This is a genomic window from Streptomyces sp. NPDC001194 (assembly GCF_042896985.1).
In the GTDB taxonomy this organism is placed as follows: Bacteria; Actinomycetota; Actinomycetes; order Streptomycetales; family Streptomycetaceae; genus Streptomyces.
In genome coordinates this window covers 26897-45765 of the sequence record NZ_JBIAXU010000030.1, presented here as the reverse complement: position 1 = coordinate 45765, position 18869 = coordinate 26897, and the positions used below count along the sequence as shown (strand labels likewise).

At 74.1% G+C, this 18869-nt stretch carries 16 protein-coding genes; 11 read left to right on the top strand and 5 right to left on the bottom strand.

Annotated features, from left to right (window positions below; all coding sequences use genetic code 11):
• Positions 1 to 114: 114 nt before the first annotated feature.
• Positions 115 to 1110: a DUF5937 family protein gene (locus tag ACFY1T_RS34590; RefSeq protein WP_390791717.1), complete on the bottom strand. Its 996-nt coding sequence runs from the start codon at positions 1108 to 1110 to the stop codon at positions 115 to 117.
• A gap of 89 nt (positions 1111 to 1199) precedes the next feature.
• Between ACFY1T_RS34590 and ACFY1T_RS34585 the strand changes: the two genes are divergently transcribed.
• Entirely contained in the window at positions 1200 to 2150 is a 951-nt protein-coding gene (locus ACFY1T_RS34585) for an aldo/keto reductase (protein ID WP_390791714.1), read from the top strand.
• A gap of 39 nt (positions 2151 to 2189) precedes the next feature.
• On the opposite strand, the gene ACFY1T_RS34580 is transcribed toward ACFY1T_RS34585, so the two are convergent.
• Entirely contained in the window at positions 2190 to 2840 is a 651-nt protein-coding gene (locus ACFY1T_RS34580; protein ID WP_390791713.1) for a hypothetical protein, read from the bottom strand.
• A 132-nt stretch (positions 2841 to 2972) separates the two neighbouring features.
• On the opposite strand from ACFY1T_RS34580, the gene ACFY1T_RS34575 reads away from it, so the two are divergent.
• The 9 genes from ACFY1T_RS34575 (at position 2973) to ACFY1T_RS34535 (ending at position 10455) form a co-directional block, all read left to right on the top strand.
• The gene (locus tag ACFY1T_RS34575) at positions 2973 to 3650 is read left to right on the top strand and encodes a response regulator transcription factor (RefSeq protein WP_384705830.1); all 678 of its coding nucleotides are present in this window, start codon (positions 2973 to 2975) and stop codon (positions 3648 to 3650) included.
• Between the two features lie 121 nt (positions 3651 to 3771).
• Complete coding sequence (locus tag ACFY1T_RS34570) at positions 3772 to 5154, top strand: ATP-binding protein (protein ID WP_390791716.1); 1383 nt, start codon at positions 3772 to 3774, stop codon at positions 5152 to 5154.
• 145 nt (positions 5155 to 5299) lie between these two features.
• On the top strand, positions 5300 to 5527 hold the full coding sequence (locus ACFY1T_RS34565; RefSeq protein ID WP_030161020.1) for a hypothetical protein: 228 nt from the start codon (positions 5300 to 5302) through the stop codon (positions 5525 to 5527).
• A complete protein-coding gene (locus tag ACFY1T_RS34560) occupies positions 5524 to 6450 on the top strand; it encodes a sigma-70 family RNA polymerase sigma factor (RefSeq protein ID WP_390791712.1) in 927 nt (308 codons plus the stop codon). Before ACFY1T_RS34565 ends, ACFY1T_RS34560 begins: the two co-directional genes overlap by 4 nt.
• A complete protein-coding gene (locus ACFY1T_RS34555) occupies positions 6434 to 7210 on the top strand; it encodes a hypothetical protein (protein WP_390791711.1) in 777 nt (258 codons plus the stop codon). Before ACFY1T_RS34560 ends, ACFY1T_RS34555 begins: the two co-directional genes overlap by 17 nt.
• Before the next feature lie 100 nt (positions 7211 to 7310).
• Positions 7311 to 7757, top strand: a complete 447-nt coding sequence (locus ACFY1T_RS34550) for a GntR family transcriptional regulator (protein WP_384705837.1) — start codon at positions 7311 to 7313, stop codon at positions 7755 to 7757.
• Positions 7754 to 8689 (top strand): ABC transporter ATP-binding protein, encoded by a 936-nt coding sequence (locus ACFY1T_RS34545; protein WP_390791710.1) that lies wholly within the window; start codon positions 7754 to 7756, stop codon positions 8687 to 8689. The genes ACFY1T_RS34550 and ACFY1T_RS34545 overlap by 4 nt, the downstream gene beginning before the upstream one ends.
• Positions 8686 to 9633 (top strand): transporter, encoded by a 948-nt coding sequence (locus tag ACFY1T_RS34540; protein ID WP_390791709.1) that lies wholly within the window; start codon positions 8686 to 8688, stop codon positions 9631 to 9633. The genes ACFY1T_RS34545 and ACFY1T_RS34540 overlap by 4 nt, the downstream gene beginning before the upstream one ends.
• Before the next feature lie 48 nt (positions 9634 to 9681).
• Complete coding sequence (locus tag ACFY1T_RS34535) at positions 9682 to 10455, top strand: class I SAM-dependent methyltransferase (RefSeq protein ID WP_384705843.1); 774 nt, start codon at positions 9682 to 9684, stop codon at positions 10453 to 10455.
• An 80-nt stretch (positions 10456 to 10535) separates the two neighbouring features.
• Here ACFY1T_RS34535 and ACFY1T_RS34530 read toward each other — a convergent pair whose 3' ends face one another.
• From ACFY1T_RS34530 to ACFY1T_RS34520, 3 genes are all read right to left on the bottom strand, one after another.
• Positions 10536 to 11825, bottom strand: a complete 1290-nt coding sequence (locus ACFY1T_RS34530; protein ID WP_390791708.1) for a serine hydrolase domain-containing protein — start codon at positions 11823 to 11825, stop codon at positions 10536 to 10538.
• A gap of 130 nt (positions 11826 to 11955) precedes the next feature.
• On the bottom strand, positions 11956 to 15843 hold the full coding sequence (locus ACFY1T_RS34525) for a helix-turn-helix domain-containing protein (protein WP_390791707.1): 3888 nt from the start codon (positions 15841 to 15843) through the stop codon (positions 11956 to 11958).
• 173 nt (positions 15844 to 16016) lie between these two features.
• On the bottom strand, positions 16017 to 16373 hold the full coding sequence (locus ACFY1T_RS34520) for a hypothetical protein (RefSeq protein WP_384705849.1): 357 nt from the start codon (positions 16371 to 16373) through the stop codon (positions 16017 to 16019).
• Between the two features lie 355 nt (positions 16374 to 16728).
• Between ACFY1T_RS34520 and ACFY1T_RS34515 the strand changes: the two genes are divergently transcribed.
• A complete protein-coding gene (locus ACFY1T_RS34515; RefSeq protein WP_390791706.1) occupies positions 16729 to 18843 on the top strand; it encodes a SpoIIE family protein phosphatase in 2115 nt (704 codons plus the stop codon).
• Positions 18844 to 18869: the final 26 nt, after the last annotated feature.

Sequence of the window (18869 nt, the reverse complement as noted above, 5' to 3'; positions counted from 1 at the left end):
GGGCGAAATCCCGAGTACGTCCAGTACAAGGGCTTCCGCCCGGCACACCGAGAGCACGCACCGGACGCCGCGGGACCGCCCTCCGGGCGGCCGGCGCTACTTTGCGGACACCCCCTAGGGCCTGTCGGTGCCGAGTAGGCTCTCGCCGACCGCGGTGCGGGCGTACAGGACCGAGCGGCCCGCGCGGTGCGCGCTGACCAGGCCCGCGTCGCGCAGCGCCGTCAGGTTCTGGGACACCCCGGCCGCCGACAGCCCCGTACGCCGGGCCAGTTCGGTGGTGGAGGCCGGGGCGTCCAGCTCCGTCAGCAGCAGGGTCCGCGAACGGCCCAGCACCGCGGCGACGGCTTCCGTCTTCGCGGTCGGCGGCCGGGAGGCCCACAGCGCGCCCACCCCGCGCGCCGGGTACGCGATCTGCGGCGGATCCGGCGGGGTCATCCGGGTCAGCAGGCCCGGCCCGAGGAAGGCCGAGGGCACCAGCAGCAGCCCCCGGCCGGCCATCTCCCGGGTCAGCGGCCGGGTGCGGCGCACCAGGCTCAGTGCGTTCTCGTCCCAACGCAACGCGCTGTGCAGCTCGTTGATGACCCGGCCCGCCCCCTGCTCGGCCGCCTGCCGGGCCCGGTGGAAGACGTCGGCCTCCAGCACCGCGCGGATCCGCGCCCAGTACGGGGCGAGCGCCAGCTTCCAGTACGCCTCGATCTCCTGGGCCAGCCGCGGCAGTCGGGCCGCCGGGTCCGCGTGCAGGGCCCGGGCGCGGGGGCCGAGCGAGTCCTGGTGGTGGCGGAGGTGGTCGAGATTGCGGCGCACCGTTTCGGCGGGCGCGGCCACCAGCTCGGCCAGCTCCGCCGCGAGGACGGGGGCCGGTCCGGCGGGTGCGGGGTTCAGGAAATGCGGCACGTACTTCGAGGACGGGACCAGCTCGGCGAGCCAGCCCCGGTCCAGCCCGGCAGCCGCCAGCCGGGGCCGCACCTGCGCTGCCCAGGGCCGGTACACGGGCGACACGGCGCCGTCGTTCAGCAGCCGCCGGAAACTGGTCACCACTTCCCAGAGCGGCGAGACGGCGAACCGCATCTGCGCCAGATCGCCCGCCGAGAACGCCAACTCCGCCAGCAGGACCACCCCTTGGACTCATCAAGACGCACATGGATTCAGCCATGCCTGAATCAATGGCCCCGACCCTACCGCGCACAGATCATTCCGGCATGACCTCCACGACCTCCACGACCTCCGCGACCCCCACGACGCCCACGACCACTCGGGCCGTCACCGCGGCGGCCTCCGGCACCTGGCGGCTCGGCGACCTCGAAGTCAACCGCCTGGGCTTCGGCGCGATGCGCCTGACCCAGGACGGCCCGGCGTTCGCCCCCGGCGCCGCCCCCAGCGACCGCACCCGGGCGATCGGCGTCCTGCGCCGCGCCGTCGAGCTCGGCGTGAACCACATCGACACCGCAGCCTTCTACTTCTCCCCGCTGCGCTCCGCCAACGAGCTGATCAACGCGGCCCTGGCCCCCTACCCGGACGACCTCGTCATCACCACCAAGGTCGGCCCCGGCCGGGCCCTGTCGGGGGAGTTCCTGCCGCACGCCACCCCCGACCAGCTGCGCGGTCAGGTCGAGGAGAACCTGCGCCAGCTCGGCCGCGACCACCTCGACGTGGTGAACCTGCGCATCGTCGGCACCGATTCGATCGCCGAGCGCTTCGGCGCCCTCGCCGACCTGCGCCGCGCGGGGCTCATCCGCCACCTCGGCCTGTCCAACGTGCAGCCCGGGCACCTCGCCGAGGCCCGGGCCATCGCGCCGGTGGTCTGCGTACAGAACCTGTACGGGCTCGGCGCCGCTCCCGAGCAGGAGGCGTTCCTGCGCACCTGCGGGGAGCAGGGGATCGCGTACGTGCCGTTCTACTCGATCGCCGGCACGGGACGCGAAGCGGGCGCGAGCGGCGTCGAGCACCCGCGGGTGCTCGCCGTGGCCCGCGCCCACGGGGTGGGCGCCGCCGAGATCCGGCTGGCGTGGACCCTGCACCGGGGACCGCACGTCCTGGCCATCCCCGGCACCGGGAACCCGGACCACCTCACCGCCAACGTGGCCGCGGGCGCCCTGCGCCTCTCCGCCGAAGACCTCGCGGCCCTGGACTCCGCCGGCGGGACGGAGTGAGGACCGGGCGCCGGGCAGGAGCGAGGCCCCGGCGTACCGTCAGCGGGGCCCGGCCGGACCCTGGCCGAGGACGGTGTTGCCGGTGACCGCGCCGTCGGCGCCCGCCAGCGTCACGGCGTGCCGGACCCCGTCCGTGCCGAGGACGACGGCCAGCCACGCGCTGCCGCCGCCCTGCTGGGCCACGGCCCGCAGCGATTCGAGCTTGCCCCCCTCGACGGCGGCCGTGGCCTTCTCCACCGCCTGGGCCGCCGCCAGTGCGGGCAGCGGCACCGGGGCGCCCTTCGCGGAGCCACCCGCCCGGCCGCCGCCGCCCGGGCCGCGGCCCGCCGCTCCCATTCCGCCGCCCGGGAAGTCACGGTCGCCGTCGACGACCTCGGGCTCGCCGCCCCGGTGCGGCAGCGGCCCGGGCCGGCCCTCCGCGTGCCTCTCCCCGGGACCGTGCGCGCGGACCTTGGCGGCGAAACCGCCCCGCACGTGGTCGTCGTGGCCGTGCTCGGCCGCCGCCACCGCGGCCAGCCCGCCACCGATCACGACGACCGCCCCGAGGGCCACCCATCTCGTACGCCCCTCACGGGCCAGCCGGACCAGCCGGCCGCGGCGGCCCGCCGCCGCACCGGCCGGGTCGGCCGCGGTCTTGGCCTCGCCCGGGTCCGCGGGCGGCTCGGCGGGCTGGGGACTGGACTGAGTCATCGACATGCTCCTCGCGTTCTGCGGGCACGCTGCCCGGCTGGGCAGATCGTGCGCGCCGGATGCTGAAGCTCTGCTGAAGCCGGCTGAAGACCTCTTCAGCAAGCGGCCGGGGCGACCTGAGAACCTGTCCCCATGCGCGTACTGGTGGTCGAGGACGAACGGCGGCTCGCCGCTGCCCTCCAGCGGGGTCTGCGGGCCGAGGGCTTCACCGTGGACGTCGCCCACGACGGGCCGCAGGGCCTGTGGCTGGCCGGCGAGCACGACTACGACGCCATCGTGCTCGACATCATGCTGCCCGGACTCAACGGCTACCGGGTCTGCGCCCGGCTGCGCGCGAGCGGCTGCGAGTCGGGGATCTTGATGCTGACCGCGAAGGACGGCGAGTACGACGAGGCCGAGGCCCTCGACACCGGCGCGGACGACTTCCTGTCCAAGCCCTTCTCCTACGTGGTCCTCGTCGCCCGGCTGCGCGCCCTCATCCGGCGCACCGGCCGCCGCAGCCCGCAGGTCATGGAGTTCGGCGACCTGGTGATCGACCCGGCCGGGCAGCGGTGCACGCGGGCCGGGACCGAGGCCCGGCTGACCTCGCGCGAGTTCGCGGTCCTCGTGTACCTCGCCCGGCGGGCAGGGGAGGTCGTCCCCAAGCGGGAGATACTGGAGCACGTCTGGGACGCGGCCTACGAGGGTGACCTCAACGTCGTCGAGGTCCATGTCAGCGCCCTGCGCCGGAAGATCGACGCCCCCTTCGGCCGGGCCGCCGTGGAGACCGTCCGCGGGGCGGGCTACCGGCTGGCGGCCGACGGTGGCTGACCGCAGGACCGGCAGCGCCGCCCGCTCTTCCGCCCGCTTCCCCGGTCACATCCCCCTGAGCGTCCCCGGCCGGATCCGTGAACTCGCGCGGGGCCCGCGGCCGAAGTCCGTACGCGAGCTGGTGAGCCGTCTGCGCCCCGGCTCCGTCCGTGCCCGGGCCACGCTCGGTGCCTCCCTGGTGGTGGCCCTGGCCCTCGGCGCCGCGTCCCTCGCCCTGGTCGGGATCCTGGACGGCAACCTGATGCGGGACGCCCAGGCCGCCGCCGAACGCCAGGCCCTCTCCACGGCCGGGCTGGTGGCCGCGGGCCGGTTCGACACGGTGGTGACCCCCGGACGCGGCACCGACTTCGTGCAGGTCGTCGACGCCCAGGGCCGGGTGCTGGCCGCGAGCCCGAACCTGGCCGGCCGGCCCGCCCTCTCCCCGGCCCGCCCGGGCAGGCCCGGCACGGTCCGCGACACCTGGAAGGAGGGCCCGGCGCGCGGCGACCGCCGCCACCGCGTCGTCCAGGTCACCACCGTCACCGGGGACGGGCTGGTCACCGTGTTCGCGGGGACTTCCCTGCGGGAGGCCGACACCGCCGACGACGTCATCACCGGCGTGCTCGCCGTCGTGGTTCCGCTGCTGGTGCTCACGGTGGCCCTGGTCACCTGGCGGGTGACCGGCTGGGCGCTGCGGCCCGTCGAGGCGATCCGCGCCGAGGTCGCCGCGATCGGTGACCGTGATCTGCACCGGCGGGTCCCCGTGCCGCGCAGCCGTGACGAGATCGCCCGGCTCGCCGTCACCATGAACGCCACCCTGGACCGGCTGGAGGCCGCCGGGATCCGCCAGCGCCGCTTCATCGCCGACGCCTCGCACGAGCTCCGCAGCCCGATCACCGTGCTCCGCACCCAGCTGGAGGTCGCCCAGGCGCACCCCGACCCGGAGCTGTGGGGCGAGCTGGTCAGCGGGGCGCTGGAGGACACCGTACGACTCCAGGACCTTGCCGCGGACCTGCTCCTGCTGGCCCGCCTGGACACCGGGGAGCCGCCGCCGGACGCCGCGGTGGACCTCGCGGACGTGGCCCGGGAGGCGGCCCGTTCGCGCCGCCGGGACCGGGTTCCCGTCGACATGGAGATCGCTCCCGCGGCCGTCGTGCGCGGCAGCACGCTGTGGCTCTCCCGGCTCGTGACCAACCTGCTGGACAACGCCCAGCGCCACGCCGACCGGCGGGTGCGGCTCGTGCTGCGGGTGGACGGGCCGCGGCGCACCGCCGTACTGGAGGTGCGCGACGACGGGCCGGGCATCGCGGCGGCGGACCGGGAGCGGGTCTTCGAGCGGTTCACCCGTCTCGACGACGCCCGCAGCCGCGACGAGGGAGGTTCCGGCCTGGGCCTGGCCATAGCCCGGGACATCGCCACCCGCCTGGGGGGATCCCTCTCCGTCGAGGACGCGCCGGCCGGCGCCCGGCTGGTGGCCCGGCTACCGCTGGAACCTGACGCAAGAGGGGCGGACACCGGGTTCTGATTGTTCCCCGTTCTGCTTTTTTCGCGCCTGTCCAACTCTGTTCACTCCATGCTTGCTTCGGCTCCTGAAGGGGGGCGTGGCAACGCCATGAGCCGCATCCCGGACAGACACCGAGCAGGCGCGAAAGCAGCCAGAGGACGGCGCGATGAAGAACAACCGGATGATCGTCACCGTGGTGGCGCTCTTAGCGATCTTCGCTTTCAGTGTGGTCATGGTGGTGGCGGGACAGCCCGTCGCGGCCGTCACCGCCCTGATCCCGTCGGTCGCACTGGGCGTGCAGCAGATCGTGCAGGCGGGCACCGGCGTGGCCGAGAGCCGTCGCGAGCGGGCCGCCGCACAGGTGCCCGACCGGGACGAGGAGCCGCGGGGATGAACCTCCACTCGGCACCCCAGGACCTCCCCCAGGGCCGGCGCGGCAAGCCCGGCCGGCCGCTGGGTCCCATCGCCGAAGGCACCGGAGCGGCGCACCGCGCCTGGCTGGAGCCGCTGCGCGATGCCATCCACGGCAGGGGGGTGACCCTGGACGAGCTCCAGGCGCGCACCGGCCGTGACAAGGGGCACATCTCCGAACTGCTGCGGGCCGTCGGACGCTACCCCCGCTGGGTGTTCGTCCGTACGGTGCTCCTCGCGCTGGAGCGGCCCGGCCCGCGGTACGACACGATGCGGCTGCGCTGGGTGATCGCGGCCCAGGACATCGGCAAGCGCACCTCGTGGATCAAGGACTGCCTCCACGAGGGCGGCGCCCGCCACCGCATCCCGACCGGCTCGGCCCCGCTGGACTTCCGGGCCTTCCAGCAGATGCACCGGCCGCAGTACACCAGCTACGCCGCGGCGTTCCTGCGCCGCAACGGGCTGGTCGAGAAGGCGGTCGACGACGTCTTCACGCTCCTGCTGATGCTGTGGCACGACGCGCTCGCCAGCGAGAACCCCGAGCGGTTCGCGTGGCCGATGCTGCGCCGGACGGTGCTCGAACGCGCCCCGAGGGAGAACGGCCGGCCCTCCCTCGTCGCGGCCGCCTTCGACACGGTCGCCCTCGACCTCGCCTCCGACCCGATCGGGCAGGTGGAGGAGTCGATGGCCCTGTTCCGGGCCGTCGGGGAGCTCGCGCCCATGCAGCGGGACGTCGTCGTCCTGCTGTACCTCTGCGGGCTCGAGGAGGCCCGGGCGGCGGACGAACTGGGCGTCTCCGCAGCCTCCGTACGGTCCACCGCACGGCACGCCAAACGCCATCTGCACGCCGCCCTGTACCCGGACACCACCACCGAGGAGGGGGTCCGCGGTGACCTCGACCATTGACCAGCTGCTGGCCCGCGCCCGTCTCCACGCGCCCTCGGACGCGCCCGCCGACATCGTGGACGCCGGCGGCGCGCCGCACCACCGGGCGGGAGCCCGGGCGCCCGGCGCGGCCGCGGGCGAACCGCAGAAGGACATGCGGGGAGCCGCCCGCGACCTCCGGGCCCTGTGCGAGACGGCCGTCACGGGCACCGCCGTCGCAGCGCTCGGGGACTTCCTCACGCACAAACTGCCCCAGCCTTCCGGGGCCCGCGTCCTGGGCTGCATCCTGCTGCTCACCGACGCGGAGGACTCCGCCCGCTTCTGGTGGCAGTACGCCGCCGGCGCCGGGGACTCGATCGCCTCGTACTGCCTTTACCTCCACCACCTCGCGCTCGGAGAGAACCACGAGGCGCTCTGGTGGCGCCGTCAGACGGCGCCACCGGCGACCGCCGAGGCGGCGGTCGCACCGGACGCGGCCACGGTGGTCTTCGACGGCGCGGAGCGCGACCTCGCCGCCGACGCGAGCCTGCCCACCACCCTGCGCGTCCTGCGGGCGCTGCGCCCCGGCGGTGCCGGGGCCCGGCGCGGCGCCGGCACGGTCGAGGCGGTCATGGAGTACGTCTCGGCCGCCGTCAGCTACGTGGACGACGATCTCGAACTGCCTTTGCCCGACCAGGACTTCACGGATCGCATCCGCGATCTGACGGCCGCGCCCACCCGCCCCCCGAAGCCGGGTCCGCGCACTGCACCCACCCTCCCGGCCAGGCTCCGTACCGCCTGAGCGGGCAGCGGCCGACGCCGCCTCGTGGGGAGGGGATTTGACGGACCGTGATCCCGCGCCACATCATTCCACTAAGGCATTAGTGGAATGAGGCAGACGCATGATCGAGTTTCAGGTGGACCGGCACAGCGGTGTCGCCACGTACCTGCAGCTCGTCAACCAGGTGAAACAGGCGCTCCGACTGGGCGTACTGGAACCGGGGGACCGGCTGCCGACTGCCAGGGCCGTGGTGGAAGCCACCGCGATCAACCCCAATACCGTGCTGAAGGCCTACCGCGAGCTGGAGCGCGAGGGGCTCGTCGAACCCCGCCCGGGACAGGGCACGTTCGTCACCCGCTCGCTCTCCCGCCCCGAGGCCGCGGCCGATTCGCCGCTGCGCGCCGACCTCGTCGACTGGGTGACCCGGGCGCACGCCGCCGGGCTGGGGCGCGAGGACGTCCTGGCGCTCGTCGAGGCGGCGCTGGCCGAGGCGGCGGCGCGGCCGCGGGGAGCGGCGCGGTCCACGCGGGCCGGCACGGAACGACCGTCACGAGAGGACACCCAGTGAACGACCCGACCGCCGAACCGGCGCTCCGGGCAACCGCGACAGGGCAGCGGTTCCGGGGGAACCGCGCCGCCCTGCACGACTGCGACTTCGAACTGCCGGCGGGCCGGATCGCGGCGCTCGTCGGCCCCAACGGGGCCGGAAAGAGCACGCTGTTCCACCTGATGACCGGCCTGCTGCGGCCCACCACCGGGGAGATACGCGTCTTCGGCTCCGTCCCCGGCACCCGGGCCGCCCGCGCCCGGACGGCCTTCGTGAGCCAGGACAAGCCGCTCTACCCGCAGTTCACGGTCGCCGAGATGCTGGCCGTGGGCCGCAGGCTCAGCCCGCGCCGCTGGAACCAGGCCAAGGCAGAGCGCATCGTCGGCGAGGGCGGGATCCCGCCGAAGGCCCGGATCGGCACCCTCTCCGGGGGCAAGCGCACCCGCGTCGCGCTGGCCCTGGCCCTCGGCAAGCAGGCCGACCTGCTCCTGCTGGACGAGCCGCTCGCCGACCTCGACCCGCTGGTGCGCCACGAGGTGACGGGCCTGCTCATGGCCGAGGTCGCCGACCGCGGCACCACCGTCGTGATCTCCTCGCACGTCCTGCCCGAGCTGGAGAACGTCTGCGACCACGTCCTGCTCCTGCAGGGCGGCCGGATCCGGCTCGCCGGCGACACCCAGGACCTGCGGGAGGCGTACACGAGCCTCACCGGCCGCGCCGACCCCGACACCCCGGACGGCCTGCCGCCCGGCGCCGACCGCGCGGCCGTCGTCCACGCCACCACCACCGGCCGCCACCTGTCCGCGCTCGTGCGCAACGCGCCCGGTACGTCCCTCCCGGCGGGGGTCGACGAGCGGTGGATCACCAAGGAGCCCTCCCTCGAAGAGCTCCTGCTCGCCCATCTGCGCTCCGAGCCCCGGAGCACCGCACACGCAACGGAGGCCGCGGCATGACGGGCACCCTGTGGCTCGCCTGGCGCCAGCAGCGCCCGCTCATCCTCACCGGAGCCCTGCTCGTCACCGCCCTCACGGTATGGGTCGCCCTGGGGCGGGCGGACCTGATCGAGGCCATCAGCGGCTACGACCTCTCCCAGTGCAAGGGCTGGAACGGCGAATGCCCGCCCGAGACCTACAACGCCATGACCGAGAGCAACGGGGGGATCCGCCTCCTGGGCGCCATCGGCCTGGCCCTCCCCGCGGCCATCGGCATGTTCTGGGGAGCCCCGCTCATCGGCCGCGAGCTGGAGAGCGGCACGATCAAGGTCGTCCTCACCCAGGACAGCGGCGCCCGCAGCTGGTTCGCCGCCCGCTTCGGCCTGGCCGCGCTCTGCGCCGTCACCGTCTCCGCCGCCGTCGCCGCACTCATCGCCTGGTGGTGGGCGCCGATCTCCAACATGTACGACGGCGTGTACTGGCACGACCCGTACATCCTCAACGCCTCCGGCCCCTCGGCCGTCGCCGGAGCGCTGTTCGCCCTGGCCGCGGGCACCGCGATCGGCCTGCTGGTCCGCCGTACGCTCCCCGCGATGGGCGCGACGCTCGCCGTGGTCCTCGGCACGGCCGCCGTACTGACCTTCTTCCGCCGGGACTTCGTCACCCCCGTGGACCGGATCACCCCCGGAATGCAGCCCAAGCAGCTCATCGGCAGCGCCTGGTCCGCGGGATACCGCTACCTCACCCCCGACGGGGCCCAGCACCCGCTGGAGAACTGCCTGTTCTCGGGCGAGCAGCTGCGCGCGTGCATGGACGAGCACGGCTTCACGGGCCGGGTGCACAAGGTGTACCCCAGCTCCGACTTCTGGACCTTCCAGGGGATCGACACCACGGTCTACCTGCTCCTCGCCCTGGCCCTCGTCACGCTGACGACCGTCCGGCTGCGCGGCCGCCGCCTCGGCTGAACCCGACGGCCCCGCCGCTTTCGACCGATTCTTCCGGAGGAACCTCCCGTGGCAACCAAGAAGAACCTCGTCGCCAACCGCACCACCCTCACCCACAAGGTCCGCTACGCGGCGCGCAACCCCGCGCGCATCGGCCCGTACGTCCGCCGGGCCGCCCGCGACAGCTGGCTGCGGCTCAAGCACCCCGACCACGTGGGCTACTACCGCGCGGTCATGGCCTCCGACACCGCCCGCAACCCCGAGGCCGCCGTCGGCAGCCAGACCCACGACCGGTGGCTGGCCCTCGGCAAGATGCAGTTCGACTACCTCGTGGAGCACGGCCTCACCCCGCACCACACGATGCTGGACATCGGCTGCGGCAACCTGCGCGCGGGATGGCGTTTCATCGAGCACCTCGGTCCCGGCCACTACTACGGGATCGACATCTCGCCCGACATCCTCATATCCGCCAAGCAGACCCTGGCCCGCCAGGAGCTCCAGGACAAGCTGCCGCACCTCACGCTCACCCAGGACCTCACCCTGGACTTCCTGCCCGACGCGTACTTCGACGTCGTGCACGCCCACAGCGTGTTCTCCCACTCGCCGATCGAGATCATCGAGGAGTGCTTCGCCCACGTCGGCCGCATCCTGGCCCCGGGCGGGTTCTTCGACTTCACCTTCGACCGCACCGAGGGCACCGAGCACCAGGTCCTGCGGGAGGACTTCTACTACCGTACGCAGACCCTCGTCGACCTCGCGGCCCGGCACGGGCTGAAGGCCCGGTTCATGGAGGACTGGGAGCGCTTCGGCCACGGCCAGTCCAAGATCCGCGTCACGGCCTGAACCGCCCGAACCCCACGACCGCCCGAACCACGGCCCGTACCGCCCGGTGGACAACCGCCGGACGGTACGGGCCGCAGGGGTCAGCGCGAGCCGTGCTCGGGCAGGTCCTGCTCGGCCGGGGCCGCGGTCAGCGCCGGGAGCAGCGCGAAGCTGCGCTGGGCGGGAGCCGCCGCGGGGCCGGCCGCCGGGGCCTTCTTCCCGCAGAACGCGCCTTCGAGCGTGCCGCCCAGAGCCGTGTTCGCCGCTCCCTTGTTCGAGGTGTTCGCCACCGCGGCAAGGCTGCGCTTGCCGTCACGGGTGGCGAAGGCGTAGGTGTAGAAGCCCTGCACCGTGCCGGTGTGCCCGTACACCGAGGTACCGCACGACAGGTCGTAGCGGCGCAGGCCCAGACCGTAGAAACGGGAGTTCGTGGCGTCCGTCGGGGTCATGGTGAGCATGGCGTCCAGCGTGGCCGGCTTCAGCAGCTTGCCGCCGAGCAGCGCGGACATGAAGGTGTTCAGGTCGGCCGCGTTCGAGATCATCGCGCCGGCCGACTGCGCCCAGGACACGGTCTGCTCGGTGGAGTCCACCAGCGGCGCCCCCGCCTCGTCCGGGTGCAGGTAGCCGTGCAGGTGCGCGCCCTTGATCTCCGTCGAGGGGTGGACGTACGAGGTGTTCTTCAGCTTCAGCGGCTTGATGATGCGCTTCTCGTACTCCTTGGCCACCCCGTGGCCGGTGGCCTTCTCGATGAGCATGCCGACGACCACGAAGTTGGTGTTGGAGTACTGGTACGAGACGCCCGGCTCGGTCGTGCGCGGCTCGCGCAGCGAGAGGGCGACCAGCTCCTGGTAGGTGAAGACCTTGTTCCGGACGGCCTCGAAGCCGGGCACGGTCTTGTCGAACATGGCGTTCGTGTAGTCCGACAACCCGCTGCGGTGGGTCAGCAGATGACGGACCGTGATCCGGTCGTCGGGCAGCAGGCCGGGCAGGTACTGGTTGACGGGGGCGTCCAGGCTGATCTTGCCCTCGTCCACCAGCTGCAGCAGGACGACGCTGGAGAACGACTTGGTGACGCTGCCGATCCGGAAGCGGCCGTTCAGGTCCATGGCCGCGCCCGTGGTGCGGTCCTGGACGCCCACCGCGCTGGTCAGCGGGGCACCGGAACCGGTGATGCGGACCATGGCGCCGGGCGCCCCGACCGCGGTGGTGTTCTTCAACGCCTGCGTCACGGCGTCCATGTCGGGCTTGGGCGCGGCCGCGGGGGCGGTCTGCGCCGAGGGGGCGGCGAACGGGTTCGCGGCCGCGTGGGCGGCGGTCGCCGGCACCGCTGCGGCCACGACGGCGAGCAGGGCGGCACTGAGGGTCAGGCGTCGGTCGAAAGGCTGGCGCAAGGTGTTCCTCAACTACGGGAAGACGGGAAGAGTTTCGCTTACACAGCCGCGAACTCGCCGCCGCGGGGCGGTCAAGTCCGCGGGATGTGATCGTACGTGCCCACCGGGCGGGCCCCGCGCACCCGCCGCCTCAGAACGGGCAGGCAGGAGCGTTTTTCAGCCACTCGCTGCCCGCGTGCAGTCCACAGATCTCCGCCAGCCGCGTACCCGGATCCGGGTTCCACAGCCGCACCGTTCCGTCGTTGCTGCTGCTCGCCACCGTTCGCCCGTCGGGGGAGAACACCACGCCCCACACCGCGCTCGTATGGCCTGTCAGGGACGCCCACAGGCGTCTTCCGGCCACCTCCCACAGCCGCACCGTACGGTCGTTGCCGCTGCTGGCCAGCCACCGCCCGTCGGGGGAGAAGGCGATGGCCCGGACGGACCCCGTGTGACCGGACAGCACCGCTTCGGCCCCGGCGCCCGGCCGCCGGGCGTCCCACAGGCGTACGGTGCCGTCGTTGCCGCCGCTCGCCAGCGTCCGCCCGCCCGGACCGAAGGCGACCGCCCGCACCGCGCCCGTATGACCGCTCAGCGTGGCCAGCGGCCGCCGCCCGGTCACGTCCCACAGGCGCACGGTCAGATCGTCACCGGCACTCGCGAGAGTGCGGCCGTCCGGGCTGAACGCCACGTCGTTCACGAAGTCCGTGTGCCCGGTGAGCGTGCCCAGCGCGGTACGGGAGGCCACGTCCCACAGCCGGACCGTCCGGTCCGAACCGGCCGAGGCCAGCAGCCGCCCGTCGGGGGAGAAGGCCACCGCGTAGACGATCCCGCCGTGCCCGGTGAGCGTGCCCAGCGCCGTACGGGAGGCCACGTCCCACAGCCGGACCGTCCCGTCGGAGCCCGCCGAGGCCAGCAGCCGGCCGTCGGGGGAGAAGGCCACCGAGAACACCGTACCGGTGTGGCCCTCGAGCGTCCCGGCCACCCGCCGCCCGGCCACCTCCCACAGCCGCACCGTGTGATCGGCGTCCGCGGTCGCCAGCAGCTTCCCGTCCGGGCTGTACGCAGCCTGCCAGAACTCCGTGAACGGGCGCGCGGCCAGCACCGGACCGCGCAAGTCCCAGAGCACCACCGACTGGTCGAAGGCGGCCGTGGCCAGCACCGCACCGCCCGGGTCCACCGCGACCCCGAGCACGTAGTCGGTGTGCCCGGCCAGCGTCGCGACCGGCCTGCCGCCGCGCACGTCCCACAGCCGGGTGGTGCCGTCGCCGCCCGCACTGACGACCGTCGCGCCGTCCGGGGTGTAGGCGACCGCGTTGATGTCGTCGTTGTGCCCGGACAGCGCCATCGTCGTACGGCGTCCGGCCACGTCCCACAGCCGCAGGGTCCGGTCGACGCCCCCGGAGGCCACGCTCCTTCCGTCCGGCGCGAACGCGACTCCCAGCACCTCGCCGGTGTGCCCCGCGAGTACGGCGAGCTGACGGCCCGCCACCGGATCCCACAGCCGCACGGTCTGGTCGGAACCCGCCGACACCAGCGTCCTGCCGTCGGGTGCGTACGCCAGCGCGTTGACCCTCCCGGCGTGGCCGGTCAGCTCGGTCACGGCCGACCCGCCGCCCTCGGGATCGCACAACCGCACCGTCCCGTCGGCGCCCGCGACGGCGAGCGTGTGCCCGTCGGGCGCGAAGGCCACGGCCCGGGCGTCCGTCGTCTGCGCGGGGAGCACCGCGATGTCGCGCCCGTCCGTGCCCCAGACCCGGACCGGACCTTCCGTGGACGTCGCGGCGAGCGTTCCGCCGTCCGGCGCGAACGCGATCGCGCGCACCCGGCCCGGCATCGTCAAGGTCGCCGTCGTCCGCCGGTCCGCCACCCTCCGCAGCAGCACCCTGCCGTCGGAACCGGCGCTCGCCAGCAGTCCCTTCCCGCTCCCCGGGGCGAACGCCACCGCGTTGACCGGGCCGCCGTGTCCGCCGAGCCGGGCGAGGAACGGCTGGGCCTGCGTGCTCAGCAGCGCGCCCCGCGACTCGGGGTTCGCCTCCGTGCGGTACGCCTTCTCCGCGAGCCGCATCGAGGCCTCGGGCTGACCGGCGGCGAGGGCGGTGGACCGGACGGCGAGGGCCTGCGCGCGGGCGGTGCGCTCCTGGCCGAGCGCGCCGGCCCGCTGCTGGTACGCCACCGCCCCGGCGGACAGGGCAAGGACCAGCAGGACGCCGAGCAGGGCCAGCATCCGCTGGCGGATCCGGACCTGGCGCCGGGCCTGCGTCCGCCGGGCGTCCTCCGCGGCCCGGCTCGCGTCCAGGAAGGCCGCCTCCCGGGGCCCGGGCCGGCTCCGGCCGTCGAGTCCGCGGGCCCAGGCGAGGGCGGCCCCCAGCCGGCTCCCGCGGTACAGGACGGACGGGTCGCGGCCCTCGCGCTCCCACTCCTCGGCGGCGTGGGCCAGCTGCCGGTGGACCAGCAGGCCGTCCCGGTCGGCGTGGATCCAGCCGCGCAGCCGCGGCCAGGCGTGCAGCAGGGCTTCGTGGGTGATCTCGACGCTGTCGCTGTCCAGCGTGATCAGCCGGGCCCGGACGAACGCGTCGAGGGCCTCCGCCGCGCCGTCCGCGTCGGCGAGCTGTTCCATCAGCCCGGTTCGGGCCATGCGCCGCCGTGTCGTCCCCGCGCCGTCGGCGACGTGGACCAGCGCCACCAGGATGCGGCGGATCGTCCGCTGCTCCCGCGGGTACAGGCGGGCGAACACGCTCTCGGCGGTGTGCGCGACGGCGCCCTGGATGCCGCCGGTGTCCTCGTACCCCGCGACGGTCAGGGTGGCCCCGGTACGGCGCTGCCAGGTGGCCATCAGCGCGTGGGACACCAGCGGCAGCGCACCCGACGGCGTGTCACCGGGCCCGGCCGCCGGGGCAGTGGCGGCGACCGCCGCGGGCTCCTCGCGCAAGCCGGCGTCGCGCAGCAGCAGTTGGACCAGACCCGGTTCGAGGGTGAGCCCGGCGAGCTCCGCCGGGCGGGTGATCGACTCGCGCAGTTCGGCGACGGACATCGGGGGGAGGACGAACAGCCCGTCGGTGCAGGCGGCGGCCAGCTCGGGCAGGTCCAGGCAGCTGCCGGTGAAGTCGGCCCGTACGCCGAGCACCACGACGGCCGGATCGGCCGACGCCGGCTCCGGCCCCGCCGTGGCCAGGGTGCACAGGACGTGGACGAACGCGCGCCGCTCGTCCTCGTCGGAGCAGAGGGTGAAGAGTTCCTCGAACTGGTCGACGAGCAGCACCGGCCGTACGCAGGGCGGCCGGTGCTCCCCGGACGGGTCCGGGGAGCCGTCCGCCAGGCCCCGGACGGCTTCGAGCAACCGCCGCGGTTGCTCGCGCAGTTCCCCTGTGGTGATGCCGAGACCTGCGCCCAGCACCTTCGCGGTGCGGTCCAGCAGCTCCTGGAGCGGATGCGCGGTCGGGGTGAACCGTACGACCGGCCACCCGTCGGCGCCCGCCATCGGGAACCCGCCGATCCGCCGCAGGGCCGGTACGAGACCGGCGCTGAGCAGGGAGGACTTGCCGGCCCCCGACCGGCCGACGAGCACCAGCGGGCCCCCGCCGATCCGGTCGAAGACCCGCTCGACCAGGGCGGCGGTCACCCGGTCTCGACCGAAGAACCAGCCCGCGTCGCGCGTGGTGAACGCGGCGAGGCCGCGGTAGGGGCACTCGCCGGCGGACTGCGGCTGCCCGGGCGGTGCGGGGGTGCGGGGCCTCGGCACCTCGGCCTCCGGGACCAGTTGGAGGAGCGCGCCCCCGGCCTCCAGCACCCGGTCGCAGCGCAGCGCGACGTCGTGGGTGACGCGTTTGGCGCCGGTTTCGATCTTGCTCAGGTAGCCCTTGCTGTAGTGCGTGCGACGGGCCAGGTCGGCCAGCGACAGACCGCGCTGCACCCGCAGCCGCCGCAACTGGGCGGGAAAGGCCGCGGCCGCTCCGGCGGCCCCGAGTGGATCGGGCTCGTGATCGGGCTCGTGATCGGTGTGGTGATCGGTGTCGCGTCCGCGGTCCGGGTCCCCCACGGCATCCCCCATGGCGCAGCACGCCCAGGTTGTGAGATGGAACGTCCCAGGCTACCGCGGGGGTCGGACGGCGGAACGCGTGTCGGATCGGCGTGGCGCAAACGCGGAGCACAGCGGCCTTCCGGGTCCGCCGGGGGAGCGGCGGACCCGGAAGGCCGCGAACGGGTGCCCGGTCAGGGGCGGTTGAGGGTGATGGAGTTGATCGGGCCGAGGTCCGCGTAGACGCCCGTGCCCTGGGCGATGGGGGATCCGCAGTTCTTGCCGTCGTAGCCGGTGCACAGGCTCGCGGTGGCCCCGCCGTACTGGTTGTTGAGGACCCAGTGGCGTCCGTACTGGTTGCTCAGGTTGTGTGCTCCGTAGCTGGTGAAGACGAGGGACGGCTTCACCGCCGGGTTCTGGTCCTGCGGGTAGACGCAGACCGACCCGTACGGACAGCCGGCCCAGTCGTCGGCGGGCCTGGCGCCCGCCTGGCCGCTCAGTGCCACGACGGCCGCCGCGGCGGTGGCGAGCGCGGCGGTGGCGCGGATCATCTTGCGCATCATGTCCCCCTGTTGGGTGTGCCTCGGTGTTGACGCCGGGAGGCGGGGGCGTCGTGGCGTCCCGTCGTCCCGGCGTGCTTGACGTCTTCAGCCTTGCCCCGAGGCCCGCGGGGGTCGACGGGTTTCCCGTCGCCCATCGGCGGGCCCGATTGGGAAACCCCCGCTGACCTGCACGGTCGCCGGACCGCGGGCAACCGTCACCGGTGGTCACCGGCCGGCTCTCCTGCGGCGTCGTGATGTCCTCCTCCCCGATGGCGGGCAGAATTGAAGAGGCAGCCCGTGGCCGCCGTGCGGGCGCCGGTCAGTCGCGCGCGCGAGCCAGACGCGCGCGGAAGGAGGCCTGCCGATGCCATCGGACCGGCTGGGGGACGCGGACGATCCCGGCCCGATCCGGTCCGAACCGGGGTCCTTGCTGGAACACGTGGTGGTGGCCGTCTTCGGCATCGACGACGAGGACCGGGTCTGCTACTGGGGCCCCGGCGCGCGGAACCTCTTCGGCCACGACGCCGGATCGGTGCTGACCCGGCCCGCCGCGGTCCTCTTCCCCGAGCCGCCCCCGGGCGGGGGCCCCGGCGGAGCCGCCCACCTGGCAGAGCGCGCCCGGGCCCTCGGCTACTGGCGCGTACGGCTGCCCGCGCTCCACCGGGACGGCTCGGTGTTCGACTGCGGCTTCCGGGTCTTCCCGATGACCGGGGCCACCGGCGCCTCCGTGGTCATCGGGCTGGCGAGCCGGGGCGACGAACTGGACCGGGTCAAGACCAACCTGTCCTTCCTCGACGCCCTCTTCGAGACCTGCCCCATCGGCCTGGTCATGCTCGACGAGGAGTTGCGCTACGTCCACCTCAACCAGGCCCTGGCCGACATGGACGGGGTCCCGCTCGACGAGCACCTGGGCCGCCGGATGGCGGAGATCATGATCACCGCGGACGGAGGGGAGTACCAGCGCATGCTGCGGTCCGTGGCCGAGGAGGGCCGGACCGTCATCGGCACCCTCGTGGGCCTGCGCACACCGGGCCACCCGGACCGCGACCAGGTGCGCTCGGTCAGCTTCTTCCCGCTGACGGGCGCGGGCGACACCCGGCGCGGGGTGGGCGGACTGCTGCTGGACGTCACCGACCGCGAGCGGGCCATCCTCGAGGCGACGGCCGCCCGCCAGCGGCTGGCCCTGCTCGACCGGGCGGCGGCCGGCATCGGCACCACCCTGGACCTGAACACCACCGCGCGCGAGCTGGTCGACGCGGTCGTCCCGGAGTTCTGCGACGCCAGCGTCGTCGAACTCGTGGAGTGGATGGACGAGACCGAGGCCTTCGACCCTGCGCTGCCGGTGGCCACCCGCCGGATCGCCTCCGGCACCACCCTGCCCGAGCCGGCCGTGGAACTCGTGAGCGGCCTGGAGGAGGTCATGTACCCGCCCGGCTCCCACACCCACCAGATGCTGAGCACGGGCCGTCCGCTCTGCTTCACGGTCGACCAGGACTTCGCGACCCGGACCGTCGTCCACCAGCAGCGTGCGCAGCTGCTGCTGGACAGCGGGCTGACCTGCATCCTCATGGCACCGCTCATCGCCCGCGGCACGGTGCAGGGCATCGCCATGTTCGGCCGCTCCGGCGCCCGCCCGGCCTTCGCCGAGGCGGACCTCGGGCTCGCCGGCGAACTGGCTTCCCGGGCCGCGCTGTGCCTGGACAACGCCCGGCTGTACGGCAAGGTCAGGGACATCGCGCTCACCCTCCAGCGGGCCCTGCTGCCCAGTGCCCCGGCGGCGGGCCCGTACGTGGACATCAGCCACCGCTATCTGCCCGGCAGCCGCGGCACCGAGGTGGGCGGCGACTGGTACGACGCGATCACCCTGCCCGACGACCGGGTGGCCCTCGTCGTCGGCGACGTGATGGGACACGGGGTCCCGGCCGCCGCGGCCATGGGGCGGCTGCGCATCACCGCGAAGACGCTCGCCCGGCACATGGCCGAGCCCGCCGCCCTCGTCGGGGAGCTCGACGCCTGCGCGCAGGAGGCCGGCATCGAGTGGGCGACCTTCCTCTACCTGCTGTACGACCCCCACACCGGCCGCGCCACCATCGCCAACGCCGGTCATCCGCCGCCGCTGGTACGGCACCGGGACGGGACCGTGCACGCCGTCGGCGACGTGCTCGGGGTGCCGCTCGGGGTGGGCGGCGTACCGTACCGGTCGATCGAGGTCGAGATTCCCGAGGGCGCCACAGTGGCCCTCTACACCGACGGCCTCGTCGAGGCACGGGGCCAGGACATCGACACGGGCATCGACGCGCTGTGCGACCAACTGCGCGCGCCCCTGGGCTCGCTGGAGGAGGGGGCCGACCGGATCCTCGCCAACCTGCTGCCCGACACGGCGACGGACGACACGGTCCTGGTCCTCGCCCGGATCAGTGCGGTTCCGGGCAGCCCGCCGGATCCGGGAACCGGATCTCCGCCCCTGGCGTCCCCCTAGTCTGCGGCGCGGGACGCGGCGCGGAT

Bases quoted from the DNA above. Each gene is read 5' to 3' on its own strand.
- ACFY1T_RS34520 (WP_384705849.1), bottom strand. From the start codon at position 16,373: ATGATCCGCGCCACCGCCGCGCTCGCCACCGCCGCGGCGGCCGTCGTG.
- ACFY1T_RS34540 (WP_390791709.1), top strand. From the start codon at position 8,686: ATGACGGGCACCCTGTGGCTCGCCTGGCGCCAGCAGCGCCCGCTCATC.
- ACFY1T_RS34550 (WP_384705837.1), top strand. From the start codon at position 7,311: ATGATCGAGTTTCAGGTGGACCGGCACAGCGGTGTCGCCACGTACCTG.
- ACFY1T_RS34560 (WP_390791712.1), top strand. From the start codon at position 5,524: ATGAACCTCCACTCGGCACCCCAGGACCTCCCCCAGGGCCGGCGCGGC.
- ACFY1T_RS34515 (WP_390791706.1), top strand. From the start codon at position 16,729: ATGCCATCGGACCGGCTGGGGGACGCGGACGATCCCGGCCCGATCCGG.
- ACFY1T_RS34575 (WP_384705830.1), top strand. From the start codon at position 2,973: ATGCGCGTACTGGTGGTCGAGGACGAACGGCGGCTCGCCGCTGCCCTC.
- ACFY1T_RS34565 (WP_030161020.1), top strand. From the start codon at position 5,300: ATGAAGAACAACCGGATGATCGTCACCGTGGTGGCGCTCTTAGCGATC.
- ACFY1T_RS34585 (WP_390791714.1), top strand. From the start codon at position 1,200: ATGACCTCCACGACCTCCACGACCTCCGCGACCCCCACGACGCCCACG.
- ACFY1T_RS34580 (WP_390791713.1), bottom strand. From the start codon at position 2,840: ATGACTCAGTCCAGTCCCCAGCCCGCCGAGCCGCCCGCGGACCCGGGC.